This is a genomic window from Bacteroides sp. 3_2_5 (assembly GCF_000159855.2).
GTDB classification, from domain to species: domain Bacteria; phylum Bacteroidota; class Bacteroidia; order Bacteroidales; family Bacteroidaceae; genus Bacteroides; species Bacteroides fragilis.
On the sequence record NZ_JH636044.1, the window covers coordinates 2,891,819 to 2,918,192 of the forward strand.

General features: G+C 41.0%; 22 protein-coding genes and 1 tRNA gene. 3 read left to right on the forward strand and 20 right to left on the reverse strand.

Annotated elements, in window-relative coordinates:
- Positions 1-34: 34 nt before the first annotated feature.
- From BSHG_RS06320 to tsaD, 15 genes are all read right to left on the reverse strand, one after another.
- The gene (locus BSHG_RS06320; protein ID WP_008660329.1) at positions 35-745 is read right to left on the reverse strand and encodes a tetratricopeptide repeat protein; all 711 of its coding nucleotides are present in this window, start codon (positions 743-745) and stop codon (positions 35-37) included.
- Between the two features lie 8 nt (positions 746-753).
- Positions 754-1,779 (reverse strand): VWA domain-containing protein, encoded by a 1,026-nt coding sequence (locus BSHG_RS06315; protein WP_005787920.1) that lies wholly within the window; start codon positions 1,777-1,779, stop codon positions 754-756.
- A gap of 13 nt (positions 1,780-1,792) precedes the next feature.
- Positions 1,793-2,776, reverse strand: coding sequence for a vWA domain-containing protein (locus BSHG_RS06310; protein WP_005787921.1), 984 nt, complete (start codon positions 2,774-2,776; stop codon positions 1,793-1,795).
- 51 nt (positions 2,777-2,827) lie between these two features.
- Positions 2,828-3,901 (reverse strand): hypothetical protein, encoded by a 1,074-nt coding sequence (locus tag BSHG_RS06305; protein ID WP_005787923.1) that lies wholly within the window; start codon positions 3,899-3,901, stop codon positions 2,828-2,830.
- 8 nt (positions 3,902-3,909) lie between these two features.
- Complete coding sequence (locus tag BSHG_RS06300; RefSeq protein ID WP_005793731.1) at positions 3,910-4,779, reverse strand: DUF58 domain-containing protein; 870 nt, start codon at positions 4,777-4,779, stop codon at positions 3,910-3,912.
- Positions 4,780-4,835: 56 nt separating this feature from the next.
- A complete protein-coding gene (locus BSHG_RS06295) occupies positions 4,836-5,831 on the reverse strand; it encodes an AAA family ATPase (protein ID WP_005787927.1) in 996 nt (331 codons plus the stop codon).
- A 243-nt stretch (positions 5,832-6,074) separates the two neighbouring features.
- Positions 6,075-7,526 (reverse strand): HU family DNA-binding protein, encoded by a 1,452-nt coding sequence (locus BSHG_RS06290; RefSeq protein ID WP_008660336.1) that lies wholly within the window; start codon positions 7,524-7,526, stop codon positions 6,075-6,077.
- Positions 7,519-7,809 carry an HU family DNA-binding protein gene (locus BSHG_RS06285; protein WP_008660338.1) on the reverse strand — a complete coding sequence of 97 codons (291 nt, stop codon included), beginning with the start codon at positions 7,807-7,809 and terminating at the stop codon, positions 7,519-7,521. Before BSHG_RS06285 ends, BSHG_RS06290 begins: the two co-directional genes overlap by 8 nt.
- 74 nt (positions 7,810-7,883) lie before the next feature.
- On the reverse strand, positions 7,884-9,182 hold the full coding sequence (gene rimO, locus BSHG_RS06280; protein ID WP_008660340.1) for a 30S ribosomal protein S12 methylthiotransferase RimO: 1,299 nt from the start codon (positions 9,180-9,182) through the stop codon (positions 7,884-7,886).
- Complete coding sequence (gene ftsY, locus BSHG_RS06275) at positions 9,179-10,138, reverse strand: signal recognition particle-docking protein FtsY (RefSeq protein WP_005787934.1); 960 nt, start codon at positions 10,136-10,138, stop codon at positions 9,179-9,181. Before ftsY ends, rimO begins: the two co-directional genes overlap by 4 nt.
- A gap of 149 nt (positions 10,139-10,287) precedes the next feature.
- Positions 10,288-10,446 carry a DUF4295 domain-containing protein gene (locus BSHG_RS22260; protein ID WP_005777897.1) on the reverse strand — a complete coding sequence of 53 codons (159 nt, stop codon included), beginning with the start codon at positions 10,444-10,446 and terminating at the stop codon, positions 10,288-10,290.
- Between the two features lie 19 nt (positions 10,447-10,465).
- Positions 10,466-10,654: a 50S ribosomal protein L33 gene (gene rpmG / locus BSHG_RS06270; protein WP_002560155.1), complete on the reverse strand. Its 189-nt coding sequence runs from the start codon at positions 10,652-10,654 to the stop codon at positions 10,466-10,468.
- Between the two features lie 26 nt (positions 10,655-10,680).
- Positions 10,681-10,941, reverse strand: coding sequence for a 50S ribosomal protein L28 (gene rpmB, locus BSHG_RS06265; RefSeq protein ID WP_005787937.1), 261 nt, complete (start codon positions 10,939-10,941; stop codon positions 10,681-10,683).
- Positions 10,942-11,062: 121 nt separating this feature from the next.
- Entirely contained in the window at positions 11,063-12,295 is a 1,233-nt protein-coding gene (locus BSHG_RS06260; RefSeq protein ID WP_008660345.1) for a CinA family nicotinamide mononucleotide deamidase-related protein, read from the reverse strand.
- Positions 12,296-12,302: 7 nt separating this feature from the next.
- Entirely contained in the window at positions 12,303-13,322 is a 1,020-nt protein-coding gene (tsaD, locus tag BSHG_RS06255) for a tRNA (adenosine(37)-N6)-threonylcarbamoyltransferase complex transferase subunit TsaD (RefSeq protein ID WP_005787941.1), read from the reverse strand.
- Positions 13,323-13,354: 32 nt separating this feature from the next.
- Between tsaD and BSHG_RS06250 the strand changes: the two genes are divergently transcribed.
- A complete protein-coding gene (locus tag BSHG_RS06250; protein ID WP_008660348.1) occupies positions 13,355-17,959 on the forward strand; it encodes a translocation/assembly module TamB domain-containing protein in 4,605 nt (1,534 codons plus the stop codon).
- A gap of 95 nt (positions 17,960-18,054) precedes the next feature.
- Here the strand turns inward: BSHG_RS06250 and BSHG_RS06245 are convergent, their stop codons facing one another.
- The 5 genes from BSHG_RS06245 to BSHG_RS06225 all read right to left on the reverse strand — a co-directional run bounded on the left by BSHG_RS06245 (position 18,055) and on the right by BSHG_RS06225 (position 24,641).
- Positions 18,055-18,435, reverse strand: coding sequence for a YccF domain-containing protein (locus BSHG_RS06245; protein WP_005787945.1), 381 nt, complete (start codon positions 18,433-18,435; stop codon positions 18,055-18,057).
- A 92-nt stretch (positions 18,436-18,527) separates the two neighbouring features.
- A complete protein-coding gene (gene proS / locus BSHG_RS06240; RefSeq protein WP_005787947.1) occupies positions 18,528-20,021 on the reverse strand; it encodes a proline--tRNA ligase in 1,494 nt (497 codons plus the stop codon).
- 294 nt (positions 20,022-20,315) lie between these two features.
- Positions 20,316-21,050: a TIGR02757 family protein gene (locus tag BSHG_RS06235; protein WP_005803598.1), complete on the reverse strand. Its 735-nt coding sequence runs from the start codon at positions 21,048-21,050 to the stop codon at positions 20,316-20,318.
- A 131-nt stretch (positions 21,051-21,181) separates the two neighbouring features.
- Positions 21,182-24,415, reverse strand: coding sequence for a S41 family peptidase (locus BSHG_RS06230; RefSeq protein ID WP_008660351.1), 3,234 nt, complete (start codon positions 24,413-24,415; stop codon positions 21,182-21,184).
- Positions 24,416-24,568: 153 nt separating this feature from the next.
- Positions 24,569-24,641 (reverse strand) — tRNA-Gly (locus BSHG_RS06225).
- 64 nt (positions 24,642-24,705) lie between these two features.
- Here BSHG_RS06225 and cobU point away from each other — a divergent pair.
- Positions 24,706-25,305, forward strand: a complete 600-nt coding sequence (gene cobU / locus BSHG_RS06220) for a bifunctional adenosylcobinamide kinase/adenosylcobinamide-phosphate guanylyltransferase (RefSeq protein ID WP_008660354.1) — start codon at positions 24,706-24,708, stop codon at positions 25,303-25,305.
- 22 nt (positions 25,306-25,327) lie between these two features.
- Complete coding sequence (cobT, locus tag BSHG_RS06215; RefSeq protein WP_005793623.1) at positions 25,328-26,365, forward strand: nicotinate-nucleotide--dimethylbenzimidazole phosphoribosyltransferase; 1,038 nt, start codon at positions 25,328-25,330, stop codon at positions 26,363-26,365.
- Positions 26,366-26,374 lie beyond the last annotated feature (9 nt).

Consider the following 26,374-nt stretch of genomic DNA (forward strand, 5'->3'; position numbering starts at 1 on the left):
TCATCTGAAGTTTTTATCATCAATTATTTTATTATTACCAGTCTTTTTCCAGACGTCTTCCTTGAAGAGTCTGTTGCTTTTTCACTTTATCCTGAACCCCTTTTTCATCTTGCATCACAGAATTGAGCAGCTGTTCCGCATTCTCCTTAGACATTTCGTTATCATTTTTCTCTGATTTAGGAGGTTGTTGCTGTTGTTGATCTTTATTTTGATCATTCTGCTTATTCTGATCTTTTTTATCTTGTTGCTTTTGTTGATCATCTTTATTCTGATCCTGATTCTGATCTTGATTCTGCTGATTTTGCTGTTGATCCTTCAGCAACTTTTGAGCTAATGCCAGATTATAGCGGGTTTCATCGTCTTTCGGATTATTTCTCAAAGACATCTTATAAGCTTCAACCGCTTTTTGATAATCTTTACCAGACTGGAATAACACTCCCATATTATGATAAATTTGTCCCAGTTTAGCCTTATCTTTTTCTATACTGGTTGCCGCAACGTATTGTTCCATCGCATCTTTGAACTTTTGCTGCTGCGACAACGTATTACCCAAGTTGTACATGGAAATAGTAGACTTAGGATTTGCCTCTAATGCTTTACGGTAATTAACTTCAGCATCCACAAAAACACTGTCTTTAAACAGACGATTGCCTTTACGGATATAATCACGCTCGGCATTTTGTGCAAACGCACCCGCAGAAAGCGATAGCAACAGAGCAAACAATATATATTTATTTCTTGACATATACATTACTACTTATTAGAAAACAACCTGATGTTCTTAAACAATGGATTTTTGCGGTCCAGAATCAACATTTCCACCAATAACAAGAGCAATATCATCCATGCAATCACTTGGAACTGTTCATTGTAATCTGTATAAACCTTAGATTCAACATCCGATTTAGCCATTTTATTAATCTCTTGATTAATAGCTTTCTGAGCAGAATTAGAATTATCTACACGAACATAAATACCATTCCCTTCCTTTGCTATCTCTTGACACATTGCCTCATTCAGACGAGTTACAATTACATTCCCTTCACGGTCACGACGAAAATCGTTACTGCCCTCAATCGGAATGGGAGCTCCATCGGGTAAGCCTACTCCCAATACATTCACCTGAATTCCCTTTTTAGCCGCCTCTTTGGCAGCTTCAACAGCTCCCCCTTCATGATTTTCACCATCGGTAATCACCACAATAGCACGTCCCACTCCTTCTTGCGGAGTAAAACTACGGGCAGCAAGATTGATAGCAGCACCGATAGCTGTACCCTGTTTAGATATCAACGAAGGACTGATTGATTCCAAAAACATTTTAGCAGAAATATAATCGCTTGTTATAGGTAACTGAGTAAAGGCATCTCCTGCAAAGACAATCATTCCTACCTTGTCATTCTCCATACCATCTACCAATTTAGATATAAGCCGTTTAGCTTTTTCTAAACGACTGGGCTGAACATCTTGGGCAAGCATAGAATTTGAAATATCCAATGCAATCATAACCTCCACCCCTTTGCGCTTTACTGTCTCCAATTTAGAGCCGAATTGCGGACGAGCCAATAGTACAGCAAATAGACCTATGGCAGTAAATAACAACCAGAATTTTACATCCGGACGATATTTAGATACATCAGGCATCAATTGTGCCATCAACACCGGATCTCCGAATTTACGAATAGCCTTCCTCTTTCTATAATTAGAATAAAGGTAGAAGGCTGCCAGCAATGGTAGCAGCAGCAACAAATATAAATATGCAGGTTCTTCAAATCGAAACATCTTTTTATCAATTTTATGGTATCTTCTTCAATATTGAGTTCCGTAACAGTACCTCAAGCAATATACATAAGAATGCAGCTAACGCAAACCAACGATATTCTTCCTGACGTTTACTGTACTCTTTCACATTCAACTTTGTTTTTTCCAATTTATCAATCTCTTCATAAACCTCTTTCAGCTTCGAATTACTGGTAGCACGAAAATAGTTCCCATCCGTAGTACCTGCTATTTGAGTAAGAGTCTTCTCATCAATCTCTACCGGAGTATTAATATACTGTGTTGTACCACCAACCCGTACCGGATATGGAGCCATACCGTTTGTTCCCACACCAATAGTATAAACACGTATACCAAAACTCTTCGCAATTTCAGCAGCGGTCAATGGAGAAATATCTCCTTTATTATTGGTACCATCCGTCAACAAAATAATCACTTTTGATTTTGCTTTACTATCTTTCAACCTGGTTACTGCATTGGCAATTCCCATACCAACTGCTGTTCCATCTTCAATAATATCGCACTGTATCCCCTGAAATAAGTTAAGTAATACAGCATGATCTACTGTCAAAGGACACTGAGTAAAACTTTCACCGGCAAACAGTGTAATTCCTATGTTATCATTCGGGCGACCGTTGATGAATTCCGCAGCCACATCTTTGGCAGCTTCCAACCTGTTGGGTTTCAAATCTTCTGCCAACATACTGGTCGACACATCAATAGCCAACATAATATCAATACCTTCAATTTCGCTGTTCTGCCAGCTGTTTGTTGTTTGGGGACGTGCCAAAACCAAAATAATCAATATTAGAGTGATGATACGCAGACCAAACGGTACATGAAGCAGATAATTCTTGTAACTTTTAGGGGCATGCGCATATACTCGTGCATCAGAAATCTGAAGAGTCGGCTCAGTCTTTTTCCGCTTCATTATGTACCATACAATATATGGCACAAGCAACAGCAGCAAAAACAAATATTCAATATTGGCAAAAACCATTCTATTTATAATTTACTATTTCTTATTTTAAACAATAAAAGTCAAAATCTATTATCCAAATAGATTATAGAGTTGCAACCCAATATAGACGAAGGTCGCAATAAGAGCTGCCGACAGGAATACGATACCACAGATCAGCAATATCTTCGTACGTAAAGATCGTTTCTCTATTATCGTGATTTCAGTAGGTTGCGGCTTCTGATTCTCTTCTTCCAATTGTTTCGTTTCATTTATAAAGTCAATTGCATTGATCAAATTCGCATCATTCTCATTCATCTGCGGATCATGCTTGGCAAACTTTACTAAATCAGCTGTCTGGAATAAATATTTCAAATCTGATATAGCTTCTTTATCATTAAATTCCAGCAGTTTATCTATTATTTCAGATGAAGTCATCTCCAATGCATTAAAGCCAAATCTATTTTTAATATATGTACGAAGAGCATCTGTCAATTCAGTATAATACTCCTTCGATTGTCCTTTTTGCCAAATTTTCTCAGTCTTTATTCGCTCAATCTCTTTCATCGCCAATTGATGCGGAGGCAACTTAGGTTCAACTTTCACTTTACGAATAATAGGCTTATTATCACGGATACGGATGATCAGATAAATAAGCAATCCGAGCAATGGTAATGCCAGAAAAGAGCAAGCAATCAAACCATACCAATCCTCCCAGGCAAAGGGAGCTTTCATGACAGTCTTCTGACCAAAAAATTGATCAGGATGTAACGTATCTACAGGCATTGAATATACCTTCAATGCCAACGCCTTTGATTTATACTCTTTATTATCAATCTTTACTCCCATAGGAGGAATATAATATAATGCCGAATCAAAAGAAGTTACCGTATATTCTTGAGTAATCAGCATTCTCTGGCGATCATTCAAATATTGTGTATCAGGTTTAGCAATATCCACAATTTCCACACCACGTACCAATGTATCTGTAAATGACGGAAAAACAGCCCTCTGCTTCGCATCCATCGCTACTTGTAATTGCACTTTCGCCTGTTCTCCTATCAGAATTTGCAAAGAGTCTATTTTGGCATCCACAGTCACTGACTGTGCAGCAATTCTGCCAGAAACCAGAAATAACAATACTATCAGCAATATATATTTATTCATCTTTCCCGTTAATTTCGTTTAGCAAACAAATTCAGTAATGCTTTGACATAATCCTGATCAGTACGTACCGAAACAGAATCGACATTACTTTTGGTAAACGTTTCATCTAACTCAGTTTGTTTATTCACCCACCATTCATGATGTGCCCTACGTACTCCAGCCGAAGATGTGTCGATCCATTGTTCATGTCCGGTTTCCGCATCTTTAATCCGCATCAGACCTACTGCCGGCAACTCGGCAACTCGCCTGTCATATACTTGAATGGCAACTACATCATGTTTCCTATTCGCTATGGTCATTGCATTCTTAAAACTTTCCTGATCGATAAAGTCAGACAGAATAAAAGCGGTACAACGTCTTTTCATTACATTCGTCAAATATTCCAAAGCAAGACGTATGTTGGTCCGACGACTATCGGGCTTAAAATCAATCAATTCACGAATGATATATAGAATATGCTTACGTCCTTTTTTAGGAGGAATAAACTTTTCTATTCTGTCTGAGAAGAAAATAACTCCGATTTTATCATTGTTCTGGATAGCAGAAAATGCAAGAGTGGCTGCAATTTCTGTCACCATGTCCTTCTTCAGCTGTTTTACAGTGCCAAATTCCAAACTGCCGGAAACATCTACCATCAACATTACCGTCAACTCGCGTTCTTCTTCAAACACCTTCACAAAAGGTTTATTGAAACGCGCTGTCACATTCCAGTCAATGTCACGGATATCATCGCCAAACTGATATTCGCGCACCTCGGAAAAAGCCATACCTCTACCTTTAAAGGCTGAATGATACTGGCCTGCAAAGATATTGTTAGACAGTCCACGCGTCTTTATTTCAATCCGACGAACTTTTTTTAGAATTTCACTTGTTTCCATCTATTTAATTGAGAATTGAAAATTGGTAATTGAGGATTGTTCATTCTCAACTAAAATTAAGGCACTTCTACCTTATTCAATATTTTGCTGACAATTTCATCAGAAGTCACATTGCTAGCCTCCGCTTCATATGTCAATCCGATACGATGACGAAGTACATCATGCGCAACAGCACGTACATCTTCTGGAATCACATAGCCACGACGTTTGATAAACGCATATGTACGTGCAGCCAAAGCTAAATTAATAGAGGCACGAGGTGATCCACCGAATCCAATCATATCTTTCAATTCTTTCAAATCGTATTTTTCCGGATAACGTGTAGCAAACACGATATCTACAATATAACGTTCAATCTTCTCGTCTAAATAAACTTGACGAACCACTTTACGTGCCTCGATAATCTCTTCAGCCTTCAAGATAGGCTTCACATTAAATTTCTCTCCATTGATATTTTGGCGAATAATTAATTTCTCCTCTTCCTGTTTCGGATAATCAATAATCACCTTTAACATAAAACGGTCTACCTGAGCTTCCGGAAGCGGATATGTACCTTCCTGTTCTATCGGGTTCTGAGTAGCCAAAACAAGGAACGGTTCAGGTAACAAGAATGTTTCTTTACCAATAGTTACTTGACGTTCCTGCATTGCTTCAAGCAAAGCACTTTGAACTTTAGCGGGAGCACGGTTTATTTCATCAGCCAATACAAAATTAGCAAAAATCGGACCTTTCTTCACTTGGAAACTTTCATCCTTCTGACTGTAAACCATCGTACCGACAACGTCAGCTGGCAATAAGTCAGGCGTAAACTGTATGCGGCTGTATTTTGCATCGATCAACGAGGCCAATGTCTTAATGGCCAAAGTTTTTGCCAAACCAGGTACACCTTCAAGCAGCACGTGTCCATCAGAAAGTAGTCCGATTAACAGTGACTCTACCAAATGTTTCTGACCCACAATGATTTGGTCCATGCCTGTTGTAAGATTGGTAACGAAAGCACTCTGTCTTTCAATCCGCTCGTTCAATTCGCGGATGTCAATTGATTCAGCCATAAATACTAATTATTTTATTGTTTAATTTTCTTTTTAATAATATGAGCAAAGCCTATGTTGTAAGGCTTTTTAATTTCGATTCCAAAAGTACACTATATCTTTAACCATTCCAACTAATTTTTATTAAAAAACAATGCGAAGTCTTTAGATTAAGGTACTTTCATACGCTTTTGTATTTGTATAACATAAACACAACACCCGAATGTATAAACTTGTATACACCCGGGTGATCACATTAGACTGTCATTTTTTAACCAATTCCGGTATTTTAAGTACAGTACCATACGGTACATTATTCGGATTCTTAATCACTCCCCGATTATGTTTAACGATATAGGGCCATAAATCTTTTGTACCATAAAACCGTAGAGATACCCTAGTCAGAGTTTCACCTTCTTTAATTGTATAAGTCGCCTTAGTACCGGTAATTGTATAATTCACTGAATCCGGCTTGACCGGGATTGCCACTGTTTTAGTGCTCTTTTCCCGGGATACCGATTCACTTTCTGAAGTTTTATCTACTTTCTCCGACACATTGACACGCTCAGACATCTGTTTTATCTCCTGTTGATTCGGAGTCTTTGCTACCACCTTGACAATAGTATCCGCTTTTGCAACAGTATCCAATGGAATTTCCCGTATCGGTTCTTTTTTCTCTACAGTCTCTGTGGTTATTGACTGTTCCGATTCTTTTTTAGAAAACAAATCCGGATAATAAATAAAAACTAATGCTGCACCGCAAAGCGACATAACAAATACTATAATTACTATTAAGTAAGGAACAGGAGATTTTTGGTTTTCCGGTTTAACTTCCTTCTTTGGGCGCTTTTCTTTTTTTACAGGGATAGTCGATACTTCTGCTTTTTGAATCTCCCGTGCTATAATTTCTTCGGCAGTCAATTTAGGAGAACCTTCGTCTTCTATCACCTTTTTTAAATTATCTGTAGTTTCTTGCCCTGTATCTCCAGTGAACTGGATTGGCTCTTCAGAATTTTCCACTACTTTATCCAATCCACCCTCTTCTCGAACCTCAGCAATGGATGAACCTTCTACTACAGCTTCACTACCTTTATGTATGCTAACATCTTCAACAGTTTCAAGTATGTCAATATCATCTACAACCTCTGTCCTTTCGGATTCCTTCATAACTTCCGAAACGTCTTCTGCAACTTCCACATCTGACGACACAACATCCTGCCCTTTTGAGGTTTCCGGTTCTATTTTCCCATTCGCCTCTGTTTCAACCACCTTCTCCTCTGCTTTTGCTTCCTCTCTCTCTACGGTCTCTGTTATTAACGGAAGCTCAGTTGTTTCGGATATATTCCCTGATTCTTCCTCCAATTCCTCTATTGGCGTATCTTCCAAGACTGTATTCTCATTCAGCACTACTGTTTCGAAATGTGAAAAAGGTCTATTTATGATATCTCTTAAAGAAGGGTCAGGAGTAAAAGAAATCTTAGTATGTTCCTCTATTTTAATACGTTCACCCGTATTGACATTTACACTTTCACGACTATTGACCCCTATCAATTTGAATGTACCCAATCCTTTGATTTTCACATATTGATCAGCGTCCAAAGCTTGTTCTATCAATAAGAAAAACTCCCGGACGAAAACATCAGCATCTTCTTGAGAAACCTCATGTCTGTTAACCAGTAGTTCAACAAGATCTTGTATAGTCAACTTTTCATTCATACGGAAATGTTTCTTTAAACTTATCTTTTAATATAGGACTCGGCTTAAACGCCAGTACTAACTTGGGTGGAACCAACAGTCGCAACTTAGTGACGGGATTGATGACAATACGTTCTGCTTTCTTTTTTACCTCAAAAGTACCAAATCCCTGTATTCCTATAGCATTGCCTTCCTGCAATTCCTGAGTAATATCAGACAGCAGAGATGTTATCAGTTCAGAAGTATATTTTGTATTATACCCCAATCTGCGAGAAAGTTCAGAAGTAAATTCTTTATTATTCAAAATCCTACAATTTTAAAAATATGTTGCTATATTAATCAATCCAGATCAAAAAACAAATTCTTCAGGAAATATATTTAAATTATTTCACCAAAAAGATCGAATTCATCGGAATCAATCACTTGTACTTGATAAAAGTTACCAATCATTAAATTATCCCCTTCACACCTTATTAAAACTTCAGGATCTACTTCCGGAGAATCAAACTCTGTACGCCCAATGTAATATTCACCTTCTATACGATCAATAATGACTTTCATTTTTTGTCCAACTTTTGATGCACTTAATTCAGTAGAAATTCCTTGCTGAATAGCCATTAACTCATCCAATCGTGCCTGTTTTAGCTCCTGAGGAATAGAGTCTTCATAATTAGCCGCAGCATATGTTCCTTCTTCTTCTGAATAAGTAAAAGCCCCCATCCTGTCAAAGCGCACTTTACGTACAAACTCTTTCAATTCCTCAAAATCCTCTTCTGTCTCTCCTGGATGTCCCACCATCAACGTCGTACGCAAATGAATCCCGGGAACTTCCTTACGAAATTGTTCAATCAACCGGTAAGTCTCCTTTTTCGTCACATGACGACGCATACGTTGCAGCATATTATCACTGATATGCTGTAATGCAATATCCATGTATTTACATACATTATCTCGTTCACGCATCACTCGGAACAACTCTTCAGGGAAATGTGCCGGATATGCATAATGTAAACGTATCCATTCTACACCCGGAATCTCAGAAATGCGTTCGATCAACTCCGGAAGCATTTGCTTCTTATATAAATCCACTCCATAGTAAGTTAATTCCTGAGCAATTACCTGAAACTCCTTTACACCATTGGAAACCAAATATCTCACCTCATCCAAGATTTCTTCTATAGGACGAGATACATGTCTTCCTGTAATAATCGGTATAGCACAATAAGAGCATTTACGATCACAACCCTCTGATATTTTCAGATAAGCATAATGTTTGGGAGTGGTAAGAGTACGCTCAATATGAAGCTCCTCATGGTAAGCTTTGCCCAAATCCTGTAACAACCCCTTCCAATTGAATTTTCCATAAAACTTATCAACCTGAGGAATCTCAATCGCTAATTCCTTTAAATAACGTTCCGAAAGACAGCCCATTACAAAAAGTTTCTCCAAATTGCCTTCTTCTTTTTCTTGTGCAAACTCCAGAATCATATTAATCGATTCTTCTTTTGCATCACCGATAAAACCACAGGTATTGATAACAGCTATCTCTCCTGTCGGTTTTTCCGAGTCATGGGTTACATCATATCCGGCTTCTTCCAATTGACGCATCAACTGTTCTGAATCCACCAGGTTCTTTGAGCACCCTAATGTTATGATATCTATAGTTTTTCTTTTCATGCATTCTCTCCAAATAAGGAGTCTACAAATTCTTTCTTGCGGAACACCTGTAGGTCTTCCATACCCTCACCCAATCCGATATATTTCACCGGAATCTTAAACTGATCTGAAATTCCGATAACAACGCCACCTTTTGCCGTCCCATCCAATTTGGTTATAGCCATAGCAGTTACTTCTGTTGCAAGTGTGAATTGTTTTGCCTGCTCAAAAGCATTTTGTCCGGTCGAGCCATCAAGCACCAACAACACCTCGTTTGGAGCATCAGGCACTACTTTCTTCATTACATTTTTAATTTTCGTCAGCTCGTTCATCAAGCCAACTTTATTGTGCAAACGTCCTGCTGTATCAATAATCACCACATCAGCGTTATTAGCTACTGCAGAACTTAACGTATCAAACGCAACAGAAGCCGGATCGGCCCCCATCTTTTGTTTAATGACCGGAACATCCACTCTCTCGCCCCATATCACTAATTGCTCCACTGCTGCTGCACGAAAAGTATCGGCTGCCCCCAAATATACAGATTTACCGGCTTTCTTAAATTGATAAGCTAGTTTACCAATAGTGGTTGTTTTACCAACTCCGTTTACACCCACCACCATAATAACATAAGGCTTTTTCTCTACCGGAACATCGAAATCGGCAACATCATCCGAATTATTTTCAGTCAGTAATGCAGCTATTTCTTCACGAAGAATCGAATTCAACTCTTGTGTATTTACATATTTATCTTCTGCTGCTCGTTTTTCGATACGCTTGATGATATTAAGAGTAGTCTCTACCCCTACGTCCGATGTGATAAGAACCTCTTCCAGATTATCCAGCACTTCATCATCCACCTTCGATTTTCCGGCCACCGCACGGGCAATCTTGCTGAATACACTTTCTTTGGTTTTAGATAATCCTTTATCTAAAGTTTCCTTCTTTTCCTTTGAGAAAAAACTAAAAAATCCCATGATTACAATTATTTGTATAATACATTATGCTACAAAGATATAATAAAACTGGCGTAAAGTAAAAAATGAAGCGAATAAAATTGGCAAAAAAAATCCCCTCAATGAATATCAGTGAGAGGATTTTTCGGATTGCTATTTATGCAACCGGCTTATTTCTTAAAAAAGTCTTGTACTTTTTCGTTAGGAACCATTTGTTCATCAAAAATGTAAGCTCCAGTTTTCGGAGATTTAACCATTTTGATAACCTTAGTATAAGCACGACCTTCTTTAGATCCTTCGTGCAAACTTGCTACTGTTTTCTTTGCCATGGGTTATACTCTTTCTTTATTATTTAATTTCTTTGTGTACTGTTACTCTTTTCAGAATTGGGTTGTACTTCTTCAACTCAAGTCTTTCAGTAGTATTTTTTCTGTTCTTAGTTGTGATATAACGAGATGTTCCCGGCATACCGCTATCTTTGTGTTCTGTGCATTCCAGAATCACCTGAACTCTATTACCTTTTGCTTTCTTTGCCATAATCAGTTTCTCCTCTTTTTAACGTTTTAGCCAACAACTTTAATGGTTTTCCAATCACAATACCCTTTGGCAACCGCATCATTCAAAGCAGCGTCCAAACCTTTCTTATTAATAATACGCAAACCAGCAGCACAGAGGCTCAGGCTGATCCAGCAGTCCTGTTCTACATAGTAGAACTTTTTGTTAAACAAGTTCAAATCAAAGGTTCTTTTAGTTCTTCTCTTTGAGTGTGAAACATTGTTGCCAATCATGGCTTTCTTTCCGGTAATTTGACAAATCTTCGACATTTCTATCTTATTTTTATAGTTTTAATCTATACTTCTTTCAAACAGAGCGCAAAGTAAGCACTTTTATGTATATAAAACAAGTATTTCCTAAATAAATTCATTATTGAGCGGTAATTTTTCTTCATTTCACCAATTTTCGAAGCAATAGAAGGGCATTATTGCTTGCTCTCTCCACATTCATCTCTCTTCCACGATTAGTTTCCTGCTTCATAGTGCAAATTTCACTTTTATAGGCAGCAGCAATCCAAACTGTACCAACCGGCTTCTCTTCAGTCCCCCCACTGGGACCTGCGATTCCAGACGTAGCTACAGCACAGTCAGTTTTTAGCGCTTTCATCGCACCTTTTACCATTTCAATGACCGTTTCCTCACTTACCGCACCTCTTTTTTCAAGCGTTTCCATCGATACACCCAGCAACTCCGTCTTTACTTCATTGGCATACGCTACTATGCTTCCTTTAAAATATTCCGAACTGCCGGCAACCGAAGTGATACGGGCTGCAATGCTTCCACCGGTACAACTTTCTGCGGTAGAAAGAGTCAAATTCTTCTTCTTTAAAAGTTCGCCTATCAAAATTTCAATCGGAGTATCTTCCTCATCCAAAATATCTTCTCCTAAAATTGCCTCAAGTTTGGCACTCTCAGTATCTACACAAGCTTCTACCTCGCTACGATTCTGCCCGCGTCCCGTCAATCTTAAACGAATCAAACCCGGTTTTGGTAAATAAGCCAGTTTTAGACAAACAGGTAATGCCATTTCCCAAGATTCCAATTTCTCAGCCAACACCGATTCGGGATAGTTTTGTACAGTAAATGTTCGATGAATAATTGCATCCGTACGAAACTTTGCACACAAACGTGGAATAACCTCTTCACTCATCACAGTGGTCATTTCCTGAGGAACTCCCGGCATAGAAACAAGTACCTTACCATCTTTCTCAAACCAACTGACAGAAGCACTCCCTACCCGATTATTAATAACGATGCAATCTTCAGGTACCATTGCTTGACTTTTATTCAACGCATTCATCGGTATTTTTCCCGCCAATACCCGTTTTACGTTTTCAAAGGCAGCCTCGCTAAAGATCAGTCTGGTACCGAAGTATTTGCAAAGAGTCTGTTTGGTAATATCATCTTTGGTGGGCCCCAAGCCCCCTGTCACTAGTACAATATTTGCCCTTTTCATCGAAGCATCTACAGCTTCAATAATCTCATCTGCCCGATCTCGTACAGACACGACACGAATCACCTCTATACCTACTTTATTTAATTCGCGCCCCATCCATGCCGAATTGGTATCAGTCACCTGTCCTATCAACAGTTCATCACCAATAGTTATTATCTCCGCAAACATAGGACTCTTACAAAGTTACACGTGAATAAGCAGGCTGTTCTATAGAGCAGAAATCTTTATCCTGATATTTAAAATATCCGGTGATAGCGATCATTGCGGCATTATCTGTAGTATAGCTGAACTTGGGAATAAAAATTTTCCAACCATATTTCTCTGCATGCTCACGAAAGGCATTACGCAAACCGTTGTTAGCAGAAACACCGCCCGCTACAGCCACTTCATTAATTTTATATTGCTTGGCTGCTTTACGAAGTTTATCCATCAAAATGTCTACTACCGTTGCTTCAAGCGAAGCTGCCAAATCGTTCTTATGGTGTTCGATGAAATCGGGATCCTCTTTCATCCAATCACGCAGAGAGTAAAGAAACGACGTTTTCAATCCGCTAAAACTATAATCCAAACCAGAAATATGAGGTTTACTAAAAGTATAAGCCTTCGGATTGCCCTGACGTGCCAAACGGTCAATTATAGGTCCCCCCGGATAACCAAGTCCCATTACTTTCGAACATTTATCAATTGCTTCTCCGGCAGCATCGTCAATAGTCTGTCCCAGAATCTCCATATCATTATATGCTTTCACCAATATAATTTGAGAATTACCTCCGGATACCAGCAAACAAAGGAATGGAAAATCGGGCTGTTCATTTGCTTCTCCTTCCTCTTTAATAAAATGCGCTAACACGTGTCCTGTCAGATGATTAACATCAATCATCGGGATATTTAATGAACGTGCAAAACCCTTTGCAAAAGATACTCCAACCAGCAATGAACCCATCAACCCAGGCCCCCTTGTAAAGGCTACCGCACTCAACTCTTCCTTGGTCACTCCTGCACGCTTCAACGCTTCATGCACCACAGGTACTATATTCTGTTGGTGAGCACGCGATGCCAATTCCGGTACTACTCCACCATAAGCTTCGTGTACAGCCTGGCTAGATACCACATTCGATAACAAATAACCATCTTTAATAACTGCAGCTGATGTATCGTCACAGGAAGATTCAATTCCTAATATAATTGTACTCATACGCTTTTTGATATTTAAACGATGCAAAAGTAATGATAAAAGTAGGATTCATAACGAACTATTTTATATTTTTGTTCTCAAAATCAAAACAACCGCCTATCAGAACGCTGAAGAAGACTGTACGTTGGGTTATCGGTATCATATTAGGTATATATATCGGAACTATTATTTTGCTGAATATTCCATATATTCAGCGAAATATGACTACGTTTGTCACAAAAGAACTATCCCGGACTTTGGGTACAGAACTGACTATCGGTAAGATAGACATTGGATTATTAAACCGTATCATTATAGATGATGTATTGCTTGACGATCAATCGGGAAAAGAAATGCTCAAAATTACACGTCTTTCTGCCAAATTTGATATTATTCCTTTATTCAACGGAAAAATCACAATCAGCAGCGTGCAGTTATTTGGCTTTAATATCAACTTGAATAAGCCCGCTCCGCACATGGAGCCAAATTTTAAATTCGTCTTGGACGCATTTGCATCCAAAGATACAGTAAAAACAAAAAAGGACATTGATCTACGTATTAATTCCATATTAATACGCCGTGGTAAACTATCCTACGACGTATTATCGGAAGAAGAAACGCCCGGAAAGTTTAACCCGCAACATATCAAACTACACAATATCATTGCCAACATTTCACTCAAGGCACTTCAAAACGATTCGATCAATGCAGCCATCAAACGCCTGAGTGTAGACGAACAATCGGGCTTTGAACTACGAAAGTTGAGCCTGAAAGTCATTGCTAATAACAAAGGCATGAAAATAGAAAATTTCGCAATAGAAATGCCGGGTACCGAAATGAAAATGGATACTATCCGAATGGAATATGACAGTTTGAAAGCACTCAACCATTTTGCCGATAACGTTCGCTTCTCTTTCCGTACTTTACCATCTCATGTGACTTTGAATGACATTTCAGCTTTTGTCCCGGCATTATCCAATTTTAAAGAAAAACTAGATCTCAACATTGATGTAGAAGGTACGCTCAATCAACTGAATTGCAGAACATTGGAAATCAACGCAGGAGATAAGTTCCGACTAAAAGGAGATGTATCTTTACAAGACTTATCACGTCCTCAAGACGCTTACGTTTATGGACATCTGGCCAATCTCTCTGCCAACAAAGAGGGAATCGGATTTTTAGTGCGCAATCTAAGCCCGCACTACAATGGCGTTCCCCCTGTATTACAACACTTAGGAAATACCTCTTTTCATGGTGAAATATCAGGGTACTTTACAGACTTGGTTATGTACGGCCTGTTCCGTACTGACATAGGCTCCGTCCAAACCGACTTAAAGCTTAGTTCCGATAAAGCTAAAGCGCTGTTTTCTTATTCAGGAGGCGTAAAGACCACCGATTTTGAGTTAGGGCAACTGCTAGGAAACAAGCAATTGGGCAAGATTACCTTTAATCTGGATGTCCGAGGAAACCACTACAAGAGCCAATATCCTTCCATTACGTTAAAAGGTTTGATAGCATCCCTCGAATACAGTAATTATAAATATGAAAACATCACGCTGGACGGAGAATTCAAACGCGGTGGTTTTGACGGTAAAGTGGCATTGAATGACGAAAACGGTTCGGTACATTTAAACGGCAACATCAATGTAGTCGAAAAAGTCCCTACTTTTAACTTCAATGCAGTCATAGACAAAATACGTCCACACGACCTGAATCTGACAAAGGAGTATCCGGATGCAGAATTTTCTTTGAAGCTAAAAGCTAATTTCCGGGGTGGTTCCATCGATGAAATGATGGGTGAAATCAATATAGACAGCTTACAATTTACCGCACCAGAGAAGAGCTATTTTCTGGATAATATCAACATCACTGCAACCCGCCAAGATAAAGAGAACCAATTGAAACTAACCTCCAGTTTCTTAAAAGCAAGTATCGAAGGCAATTACCTGTATCATACGCTTCCGGCAAGTGTTATGAACATTATGCGGCGATATATTCCTTCACTAATTCAACCGGATAAAAAGCCTATTAAAACCAATAATAACTTTAGTTTCGATATTCACATATTTAATACAGAACTGTTGTCGACAGTATTTGACATCCCATTGAAAATATATTCACACTCGACTGTGAAAGGTTACTTCAACGATCAGGCACAACGCTTGCGTGTAGAAGGCTATTTTCCACGTTTACAATATCAAAACACGTTTATCGAGTCAGGTTTGGTACTTTGTGAGAATCCTACCGATCAGTTCAAAGCAAAGGTCCGGTTCAATAACCTAAAGAAAGAAAGTGCTGTAAGCATCTCTCTGGACGCACAAGCCAAGAATGACACTATAAATGCCAATATCAACTGGGGTAACAATGCCATCAGTACTTATAGCGGACGATTATCTGCCGCCGCCAGTTTCTTCCGCGCAGCCGAAGAAAAGTCCCCACTGAAAACTGTCGTAGATATTAAACAGACAGACATCATCCTGAATGATACTCTATGGCAGGTTCATCCCTCACAAGTTGTCGTCGATTCAGGAAAAATAGATGTGAATGATTTCTATTTTTCACATCAGGACCGTCATATCCGTATCAATGGACGCATTTCAGAACAAGCCAAAGATACATTAAAAGTAGAACTAAAGGACATCAATGTAGGCTACGTGTTCGATGTGGTAAACTTTGACGATGTGGACTTCAAAGGAGACGCTACGGGAACAGCATATGCCAGTGGCATTTTAAAAGAACCGGTCATGAACACCCGCCTGCATTTTAAAAACTTCACCTTTAATGATGCCTCACTGGGGGCTATGGATATTTACGGTGCGTGGAAGAACGACATGCGCGCTATCTTTCTTGATGCACACATGGAAGAAGAAGGAGTGTCGAAGACGCATGTCATCGGGCATGTCTATCCGTTAAAACCGGAAAGCAAACTAGACTTGAATATAGAGACGGAGCATACGAATATCCAATTTCTCCAATACTTCATGCGTTCCATTGTTGAAGACTTGCATGGACGTACCAGTGGTAAAGCCCATTTCTACGGAAAGTTCAAGGCACTCAATATCGAAGGAAACCTGATGACGGACGCATCCTTAAAAATAGGAATACTGAATACTTCGTTCACCGTAACAGACACCATCCGTTTGTCCACCAGTGGTATTAGCTTCGATAATATACGCATAGCAGATATGGAAGGACATCAGGGTACTATGAACGGCAAACTGAATTTCCGGCATTTCAGGGACCTAAGTTATCATTTCGAATTCAACGTGAACAACATGTTACTTATGAATACGAAAGAAAATCCGGATATTAACTTTTACGGAAAAGTATATGGGACCGGTAATGCAATGTTGATTGGAAACCCGCAGGAATTACAAGTCAATGCAGCTGTCACTACCAATCGTAACACCAATTTTGTCTACATAACCAACGCAACAGCTTCAGCAGCCAGCAACCAGTTTATTAAGTTTGTCGATAAAACGCCCCGCAGGTTTGTGCAGGATTCCATTAATGTAATGTCAGAATACGATCGGTTACAGCAAGAGATGGAAGAGGAAGAATCCAAAACGGATATTCGACTGAACCTGTTGATAGATGCTACTCCGGATGCTACAATGAAAATTATCATGGACCCTATTGCCGGAGATTACATCAGCGGTAAAGGCTCCGGTAACATACGTACAGAGTTCTTTAATAAAGGAGATGTGAAAATGTTCGGTAATTACCGTATCAACCAAGGTATCTACAAATTCAGTTTACAAGAGGTCATCCGCAAAGATTTTATCATTAAGGACGGAAGTAGCATCACTTTCAACGGTCCCCCATTGGATGCGACACTTGACATTCAGGCTAGTTACACGGTAAATTCAGCTTCACTGAACGACCTGATTCCCGATGCTTCGGAAACAATTACCCAACAACCTAATGTGAAAGTGAATTGCATCATGAATCTGACAGGAATTCTCTGGCGTCCTAACATCAAGTTGGGAATTGAACTCCCCAATGAACGGGACGAGATACAGACACTGGTACGCAATTATATTAGTACAGACGAACAGATGAACATGCAAATTCTCTACCTGTTGGGCATTGGCAAGTTCTATCCGCAGGAAAGTACCGGAGGTACCCAAAACTCCAACATGACATCATCGGCCCTGTTCTCTACCCTATCCGGACAGTTAAACAATCTGTTGTCACAAGTATTCGATAACAACAACTGGAACATCGGCACTAATCTCAGTACAGGTGACAAGGGTTGGACGGACATGGAAATAGAAGGCATCTTATCCGGGCAGTTGCTGAACAACCGCTTGCTAATCAACGGGAATTTCGGCTACCGGGACAATCCATTGGCAAATACCAACTTCATTGGAGACTTTGAAGCAGAATGGTTACTCAACCGTTCGGGAGACATACGCCTAAAAGCATACAATGAAACGAATGACCGCTATTATACGCGAACCAACCTGACTACACAAGGAATCGGTATCATGTATAAAAAGGACTTCAATAAATGGAGTGAGCTTCTTTTTTGGAATAAATGGAAACTGAGAAACCTGAGACGGAAGCAAGCTGCCGCTAAGGACAGCATACCGAATGATTCGGTGAAAGAGACCCAAAAAGCGAAATCGGAAATGAAAAGAGAGCATCCAATGTAATGCTCTCTGTCTTTTTACTGATGACAAAACTACCAAATAAAAATGAAACAGCTCTTAGAGTAAAACTTGCTAAATGCGCCGAAAGAGCATTTCATTTAGAAACTTTTGTCGACAATCACCTTTCCGAAAGGAGTCAAAGCGAGTCCGGCTAACTTAAAGTGCTGCTTTCCGAACGGTATACCGATAATGGTAATACAAAGCAAAATCCCCCATCCCAAGTGAGAGAGGCTGATCCAAATTCCACCTAGAAACAACCAGATGATATTCATTATGATACTGAGGCAACCTCCAGAATCAGGAGTACTTCTCACCTCTTTGCCAAATGGCCATAAAGCAAGTCCGGCCAATTTCAATGTCTGAAAGCCGAATGGAATACCAATAATGGTAATCATCATTAAAAGACTTGAAATAAGATATTCTATCGCAGTAAAGATGCCGCCACAAAGCAGCCAGATAAGATTTAACAATGGATTCATAGAATTATCAGATTAATGATAAAAAAGAAAAAGGTCGGAAGTTCACATTTCGGGTACCTCCAACCTTTTCTTTCTATACCTTATATTAATGATTAATAAGAACGAGCAAATATCACACGGCAAGCAGACGGTTTTCCTGTCACCATACACTTACCCGGCTCTTTGTCACCTTCAACAAACGATTCGAACGGAATGCAACGAATCGTCGCCTTTGTCTCCTCTTTGATCTTTTCCTCCGTCTCCACTGTTCCATCCCAGTGAGCCAGGATAAAGCCGCCTTCTTCGATTTTCTCCTTAAACTCATCATAGCTATCCACCGTAGTGATACGTGAGTCACGATAAGTACGTGCTTTCTTATAGATGTTAGCTTGGATCTCTTCCAGCAGATTCTGAACATACGTCTCAATTCCATCGCAAGTCACAGTCTCTTTCTCCAGAGTATCACGACGCATTACCTCCATCGTATTGTTCTCCAAGTCACGTCCACCCATCACCAGACGAACAGGCACACCCTTCAATTCATAATCGGCAAATTTAAAGCCCGGACGTTTATTGTCAGCATTATCATATTTCACTGAAATGCCCAATTGCTTCAATTTTGCCACAATACCTTCTACCTTAGCATCAATCAGCTTCAACTGCTCGTCATTCTTATAGATAGGAACGATCACTACTTGGATCGGAGCCAGATGCGGAGGAAGTACCAGACCGTTATCATCCGAGTGAGTCATGATCAGTGCCCCCATCAGACGGGTAGAAACACCCCAAGAGGTAGCCCATACATATTCAAGCTTGTTCTCTTTATTTACAAACTGAACATCGAATGCTTTTGCGAAATTCTGTCCCAAGAAGTGTGAAGTACCACTCTGCAATGCCTTACCATCCTGCATCATTGCCTCGATGGTATACGTGTCAAGTGCACCGGCAAAGCGCTCATTAGCCGATTTCACACCTTTAACTACCGGAACTGCCATATACTTCTCTGCAAACTCGGCGTATACATTCAACATACGGATAGCCTCTTCTTCCGCCTCTTCGCGCGTTGCGTGTGCTGTATGACCTTCCTGCCACAAGAATTCCGCAGTCCGGAGGAATAATCGCGTACGCATTTCCCAACGGAAAACGTTAGCCCACTGATTACATAAAATAGGCAGATCACGATATGACTGGATCCAGTTTTTATAAGTATTCCAAATGATTGTTTCAGAAGTCGGACGAATAATCAACTCTTCTTCCAATTTTGCAGCAGGATCGACCACCACACCCGAACCATCTTCGGCATTTTTCAGGCGATAATGTGTTACTACGGCACACTCCTTGGCAAAGCCTTCTACGTGTTCAGCTTCACGACTCAGAAATGATTTCGGAATCAGCAACGGGAAATAAGCATTAACGTGTCCGGTTTCTTTAAACATGTCGTCCAGCTGACGCTGCATTTTCTCCCAAATAGCGTATCCGTAAGGCTTAATCACCATACATCCACGCACAGCCGATTGTTCTGCCAAATCGGCTTTCACCACCAAATCATTGTACCACTGCGAATAGTTTTCGCTGCGTTTGGTCAGGTCTTTCAGTTCTTTTGCCATTATATTTTTCTTCTTTTAAAGTTTTCTATCTTCAAAACAGGATGCAAAAATACTAAAAATGGGTGAACTGTGCTCATTCTTTATCTATAATTTTAAGAGAGGTCATACCAAGGTTATATATAAATCAGCCGGTTTATGGATCGACAACCGGCCGGTTTATGGTTTCTCTAAAGACAAGAGATCACCATTTCCTGCCCTTCTCTTCCAACGGGAACCATACATATTAGAGAATTAACGCATTCTTTATCACCCAAAGAACAGATCGTCAAAACAAAGAGTTGCTTATGAACGTACCTAACTTTTCACCGGTTCGTTGATACCAAATCCGAAAAGAGCAAAATCTCCCTTTACCGGATCATCCGGCCATATCTCCCGCAACGCATCAGTAATGCAACGTGCTGTTTTCAGGCATTTACGTGCATTGGTCAATCCAAGATCAGTCGAGATGCGATGTACATGAGTGTCAAGAGGGATAATTAGATCTGAGGGACTGAAACTCCGCCAAATACCGAGGTCGACAGGAGAATCCCTACGAATCATCCAACGCAGAAACATACACATTTTCTTTGCTTCGGAAGCACTTGACAAAGCAGGCATCCCATTGATATGTCCGAACACCGATTGCAATCTTTCCAATGGCGTACCGGAAGAGAGAGAATGGCACAAATAGGATTCCAGATCTCCATGCTCCCGGTAGGCAGCATACAAAGTCTGGCAGAGTATATAGAAATCATTCCAGGAGTAATAGCGATAAAAACTGGATGTTACTCCCCGATATTTCCTCCATTCTTCACTTAATATATATCGATATGGAGCATTCAGGAAAAGCTCGTGATCAATCCGGTCACCACTTTTGATAATGGCCTTTCTATTACCGGTAGCGATCCAGGAAGCGATCAGTCCGGAGATCTCAATATCAGCTTTATCAGTATACCGATGGGGAAACTGTATCGGATCATCCATAATAAATTCTTCCACCTCATATTTATCCGCTAAAAGCAAAAGCTTTTCCTTTAGTTCTTGTTTCATATAGACTTTAAAAACTGTACATTAAAAAAACGCCACAGATTGTATGGATTCATACAGAAATAGGGAAATAAGTCTGTGGAAATCCATAGAATCTGTGGTGAACAAGCCTTTTGCTACAAAGGCTTATAAGTTTATTTACTAAAATCTCTCGGAGCAGGTACCGGAGGCAACGGTTTACGATCTTTAAGCTGTTTCATAACCTCTTCGATGGCTCTGTTCAGTTGCTGGTCTTCTCCATTCCACTCCTTCACCGGATCATTGTCAATCAAAATATCCGGATCTACTCCATGGTTCTCAATAATCCATTTCCCGGTCTTCGGGTCATAGCTCGTAAAGAATGGCACACGTATGTCCGTACCATCCATGTATGGCAATGATCCGCTGATACCCACAATGCCTCCCCAGGTACGAGTTCCTATCAACTTACCCAAGCCAAGTGCGCGGAAACCCCACGGGAACAGGTCGCCATCTGAAGCGGAGTATTTATTAATCAAACAAACCTTCGGTCCCACCTGTACAGCATCAGGCACTGTTCCCACATGGCTGGTACCTCTACCCATAGTCAGACGATAAGGTTCACGGGAAAGACGTTCCAAAATCATTGGTGAAACATTACCTCCACCATTGGCACGATCATCGATAATCAACCCTTCTTTATCAAGTTGCGGATAGAAATAGCGGGCAAACTCGTTCAAGCCTTCCGGCCCCATATCCGGAATATAAATATATCCGATACGTCCGTTGGAAGCCTGGTCCACCTTCTTTATATTATCCTGTACCCAATTGTAATGTTTCAAAGGATATTCATTGGCAAGCGGACTGATCACAACCTTACGTGCTCCGGAAAGCTGAGGTTTGGCATTCAGCGAAATTTCAGTAGGTATCTCTGCTTTACCCACCAGTAAAGAATACATATCTTTAACCGTATTAGTCGGCACACCGTCAATAGCTACGATGTACTCTCCCACTTTCACATCAACACCCGGTTCCGTAAGCGGAGAGCGCAGTTCTTTGCTCCAAGATGCTCCGGGGAATATCTTCTCCAGACGGAAAAAGCCACTCTTGTCGCGAGTTATTTCCGCACCAAGCAAGCCGGTATTGATCCGTTTGGGCTGTTCCGTTTCTCCCGGATTGACATAAGCATGCCCACAGTTCAATTCACCTATCATCTCACCGATAATGTAATTCAGGTCTAAACGAGTTTTAACGTAAGGCAGCAAGACCGCATATTTTTCTTTAATTGCTTTCCAATCTACACCGTGCATGCTCTCCTGATAGAATCCGTCACGATAGGCACGCCAAGCTTCATCAAAGATTTGTGCCCACTCTTTCGGATAATCCACAGTAATCTTCATATTGCTTAAATCGACCGGAGCGGTCAGTTCTGTCTTACCCGAAGGAAGATTGGTCACATAAATCTGACGGCCTTTAAAGAAAAGTGCCTTTTTACCATCGTAAGTAACATCCATCGAAGCTCCATCGGCAATCGATTCCTCTTTCTGACTTGCCAAGTCATACATTTTCGTACCACCGCGTCCCCAGTAGTACACCTTGTTGCCATCCGAATAAAAGTTACCATAATAAGACGGAGACAAGGGCAAGCGAACGATGCGATCGGTAATGCCATCCGGATCGAACTTCACCAACGAAGCATCGGCCACTTCCTTCTTATCTGCCGGTTTTTTATCCCCGCTTTTGGGGGTAGCATTAGATACAGCCACTTCCGCATCTTTCTGCATGAAAGGAGACGATGTATCCTTAGACAGCAAAGCGATGTACACACCATACATATTATTATATACATGGTTCCATTCCAATGATCCGTAAGTCGGGTTAAAATCACGGGCAGAAGAGAATATCAGATACTTTCCGTCGGCACTGAACACCGGAGAAGAAGAGTTATACCATTTGTCGGTCACCGGATATTCTTTCTTTTCCGCAATGTTGTAGACATATACGACATTGATTTCATTTTTACCCATCCGTGTATAAGTCAACCACTCACTGTCCGGAGAGAAAGTAACTCCACCCGGCACTCCCACCGGATCTTGCAATAATAAAGAAACTTTCCCGGAAGCCACATCCAGCAGATTAACTCGGTTCTTACGATCCATATACACTATCTTCTTAGAATCCGGACTCCATTTAAAGTCACGGATATATGTATCGTTCTTATGAGTTAACTGCATCGGTTCGCCACCTGCCGCATTCTGCAGATAAAGTTCGGTTTCCCCTGTGGCATCAGAGATATAAGCAATCTGTGTTCCGTCCGGTGACCACTGTGCATCACGATCGTGAGCTCCCGGCGAACGAGTTATATTTTTTGTAACCCCTTTCTCTACCGGCAGATTGAATACTTCACCCCGGCTTGTCACTACCATCCGTGCTCCATCCGGTGAAAGGCTGGCCGCAGTCACATAATTCGCTCCCTCTTTCAAATCGGTGCGGGCATAGATATTATCAGAAGCCAGTGTAATGTTTACCTTTTCAGCTTTCCGGGCCGCAGCATCCATCTTATAAATATATCCGCCGTTTTCAAAAACGATGGTATTGCCATGGACGCTTGGGAATTTCACATCATACTCAGTGAAGTTCGTCACCTTTACAGTCTGTTTGGTCTTCGTATTGTATGCGAAGATATTCATGATACGGTCACGGTCGGAAAGGAAAAAGATTTCATCGCCAATCCACATCGGAAAAATGTCCTGAGCTACATTATTGGTTACATTCTCCACTGTTTTGTTTCCCGGATTATACACCCAGATGTCATCGGCCATACCGCCTTTATAATACTTCCAGGTACGAAATTCGCGCATCACCCGGTTGTATGCCAATTGTTTTCCGTCCGGTGAATAGCTGCAAAAGCCTCCCTCGGGAAGAGGAATGACTTCTGACAATCCGCCTTCTTTATCTACTGTAAAGAGTTTACCGGAGAATCCGTCGCTGATGCGATTACGATACACGATACGTTGTCCGTCCGGAGTCCATGTCATAACAATGTTGTTAGGTCCCATACGGTCACCCAAGTCGTCACGGCTATTGGTAGCCGTGTAGGTTATCCGTAGTGGTTCGCCACCCGTTGCAGGCATGGTATACACTTCTGTATTTCCATCGTACTGCCCGGTGAATGCAATCGTTTTGCCGTCCGGAGAAAACCGGGGAAACATTTCGTATCCCACATGGGAAGTCAGGCGTTGTGCTTCACCTCCCGAAGCAGGCACTTTATACAAATCGCCCGCATACGAAAATACGATCTCATTTCCGTTCGTAGCGGGGAAACGCAACAACCGTGCTTCTCCTGCAGCCGACAGCAGCATAGGAGCACCTGCCAGAACGAAAATAGATAGGATTAGTTTCTTGTTCATGTGATTATCTATTAAATTGATTCACAAAGGTAAGAAAAGAACAAAGAGTGACAGAAGAAATACATAAAAAAACCGCAGATCCATCATTCTTTTCCTACAAAAAGACTGGAGAAATCTGCGATATTCTATTTTAGTTGAGGAGATAAACTTTTGAGCGGTAGGCGAGGGTCGAACTCGTGACCTGCGGCTTGGGAAGCCGCCGCTCTGCCAACTGAGCTACTACCGCATGTGTTGCTTTTATTTTGTAAAGCCATGCAAAGATAAATATTGTTTCCGAAATACCCATAGCAATGGCACAATATTTTGCATCCGGGAATGAAAATATAAAATATTACCGTACATTTGCTAACCAAAAATACACAGATAGATTCATGAAACAGATCATACTCATCACCGGAGGAGCCCGTTCGGGCAAAAGCAGCCATGCCGAACGCCTGGCGCTATCCCTCTCTCCTAATCCGGTTTACTTGGCCACCTCACGTATCTGGGACGAAGAATTTCGTCAAAGGGTATTGCGCCATCAAGCCAACCGCGGACCGGAATGGACCAATATAGAGGAAGAAAAAGAATTGAGCCGCCACACTTTGGAGGGGCGTGTAGTGCTGATCGATTGTGTAACCCTCTGGTGCACCAATTATTTCTTTGATCTCGAAGCAGACACCGACAAGGCACTGACTGCTGTTAAAGCCGAGTTTGACCGACTGACACAACAGGACGCGACCTTTATTTTTGTCACCAACGAAATCGGCATGGGAGGAACTTCAGAAAACCTGATACAACGAAAGTTCACTGACATGCAAGGATGGATGAACCAGTATATAGCCTCCCGGGCCAATCGGGTAATACTAATGGTATCGGGGATTCCTGTGAAAGTAAAAGACGAAAAGTAAATGATAGAATAACCCTTATAAAATGAAAACATTTCAAATCACCAGACCGGACGAAACCATCCGGGAAGCACTGACCGACAAAATAAATAATCTGACCAAGCCCAAAGGCTCTCTGGGAACACTTGAAGAACTGGCCTTGCAGATCGGGCTTATCCAGCAAACACTTACTCCCGAGCTGAGACATCCTCAAAATATCATATTCGCAGCCGATCATGGCATTGTCGACGAGGGAGTCAGCCTCTCTCCCAAAGAGATCACCTGGCAACAAATCAGCAATTTTCTTCACGGAGGGGCAGGTGTCAACTTCCTTTGCCGCCAGCACGGATTCGAGTTGAAGATTGTAGATGCCGGAGTGGATTACGACCTCCCATACGAGAAAGGAATCATCAACATGAAGGTACGCAAAAGCTCGCGTAACTATCTGTACGAGGCAGCCATGACAGAAGAAGAAATGAATTTGTGCATCGAGCGCGGAGCGGAAGTAGTCCGTCAGTGTCATGCCGAAGGGTGCAATGTGCTTTCTTTGGGCGAAATGGGTATCGGCAACACTTCTTCGTCTTCCATGTGGATGACGTGCTTCACCCATATTCCTCTCGAACTGTGTGTCGGAGCAGGCAGCGGACTCGACAATGCAGGCGTCCGTCATAAATATAATGTATTGCAGCAGGCACTGGACCATTATCAGGGAGACGGAAGCGCACACGACCTGATCCGCTATTTCGGCGGACTGGAAATGGTAATGGCAATAGGCGCCATGCTTCAGGCAGCCGAGTTAAAGATGATTATCCTGGTAGACGGATTCATCATGACAAACTGCATCCTTGCAGCCTCCCAACTTTACCCTGAGGTATTGCATTATGCCATCTTCGGTCATCAGGGAGATGAAGCCGGACATAAGCTGGTACTTGATGCCATGGGAGCCAAGCCATTACTGAATCTGGGTTTACGTCTCGGAGAAGGAACCGGAGCCATCTGCTCCTATCCTATCATTGACTCTGCCATACGGATGATCAACGAGATGGACAACTTTGCACATGCAGCCATCACCAAATATTTCTAATAAGATTTG

Coding starts and splice junctions, on each gene's coding strand:
- rimO (WP_008660340.1), bottom strand. CDS start 9,182: ATGAAAAGAAAAACTATAGATATCATAACATTAGGGTGCTCAAAGAAC.
- BSHG_RS06320 (WP_008660329.1), bottom strand. CDS start 745: ATGTCAAGAAATAAATATATATTGTTTGCTCTGTTGCTATCGCTTTCT.
- ftsY (WP_005787934.1), bottom strand. CDS start 10,138: ATGGGATTTTTTAGTTTTTTCTCAAAGGAAAAGAAGGAAACTTTAGAT.
- cobT (WP_005793623.1), top strand. CDS start 25,328: ATGAAAACATTTCAAATCACCAGACCGGACGAAACCATCCGGGAAGCA.
- BSHG_RS06310 (WP_005787921.1), bottom strand. CDS start 2,776: ATGGTTTTTGCCAATATTGAATATTTGTTTTTGCTGCTGTTGCTTGTG.
- proS (WP_005787947.1), bottom strand. CDS start 20,021: ATGGCAAAAGAACTGAAAGACCTGACCAAACGCAGCGAAAACTATTCG.
- rpmB (WP_005787937.1), bottom strand. CDS start 10,941: ATGTCGAAGATTTGTCAAATTACCGGAAAGAAAGCCATGATTGGCAAC.
- BSHG_RS06250 (WP_008660348.1), top strand. CDS start 13,355: ATGATAAAAGTAGGATTCATAACGAACTATTTTATATTTTTGTTCTCA.
- BSHG_RS06300 (WP_005793731.1), bottom strand. CDS start 4,779: ATGGAAACAAGTGAAATTCTAAAAAAAGTTCGTCGGATTGAAATAAAG.
- BSHG_RS06230 (WP_008660351.1), bottom strand. CDS start 24,415: ATGAACAAGAAACTAATCCTATCTATTTTCGTTCTGGCAGGTGCTCCT.
- BSHG_RS06260 (WP_008660345.1), bottom strand. CDS start 12,295: ATGTTTGCGGAGATAATAACTATTGGTGATGAACTGTTGATAGGACAG.
- BSHG_RS06235 (WP_005803598.1), bottom strand. CDS start 21,050: ATGAAACAAGAACTAAAGGAAAAGCTTTTGCTTTTAGCGGATAAATAT.
- tsaD (WP_005787941.1), bottom strand. CDS start 13,322: ATGAGTACAATTATATTAGGAATTGAATCTTCCTGTGACGATACATCA.
- BSHG_RS06295 (WP_005787927.1), bottom strand. CDS start 5,831: ATGGCTGAATCAATTGACATCCGCGAATTGAACGAGCGGATTGAAAGA.
- rpmG (WP_002560155.1), bottom strand. CDS start 10,654: ATGGCAAAGAAAGCAAAAGGTAATAGAGTTCAGGTGATTCTGGAATGC.
- cobU (WP_008660354.1), top strand. CDS start 24,706: ATGGCACAATATTTTGCATCCGGGAATGAAAATATAAAATATTACCGT.
- BSHG_RS06305 (WP_005787923.1), bottom strand. CDS start 3,901: ATGAATAAATATATATTGCTGATAGTATTGTTATTTCTGGTTTCTGGC.
- BSHG_RS06315 (WP_005787920.1), bottom strand. CDS start 1,779: ATGTTTCGATTTGAAGAACCTGCATATTTATATTTGTTGCTGCTGCTA.
- BSHG_RS06290 (WP_008660336.1), bottom strand. CDS start 7,526: ATGAATGAAAAGTTGACTATACAAGATCTTGTTGAACTACTGGTTAAC.
- BSHG_RS22260 (WP_005777897.1), bottom strand. CDS start 10,446: ATGGCAAAGAAAACAGTAGCAAGTTTGCACGAAGGATCTAAAGAAGGT.
- BSHG_RS06245 (WP_005787945.1), bottom strand. CDS start 18,435: ATGAATCCATTGTTAAATCTTATCTGGCTGCTTTGTGGCGGCATCTTT.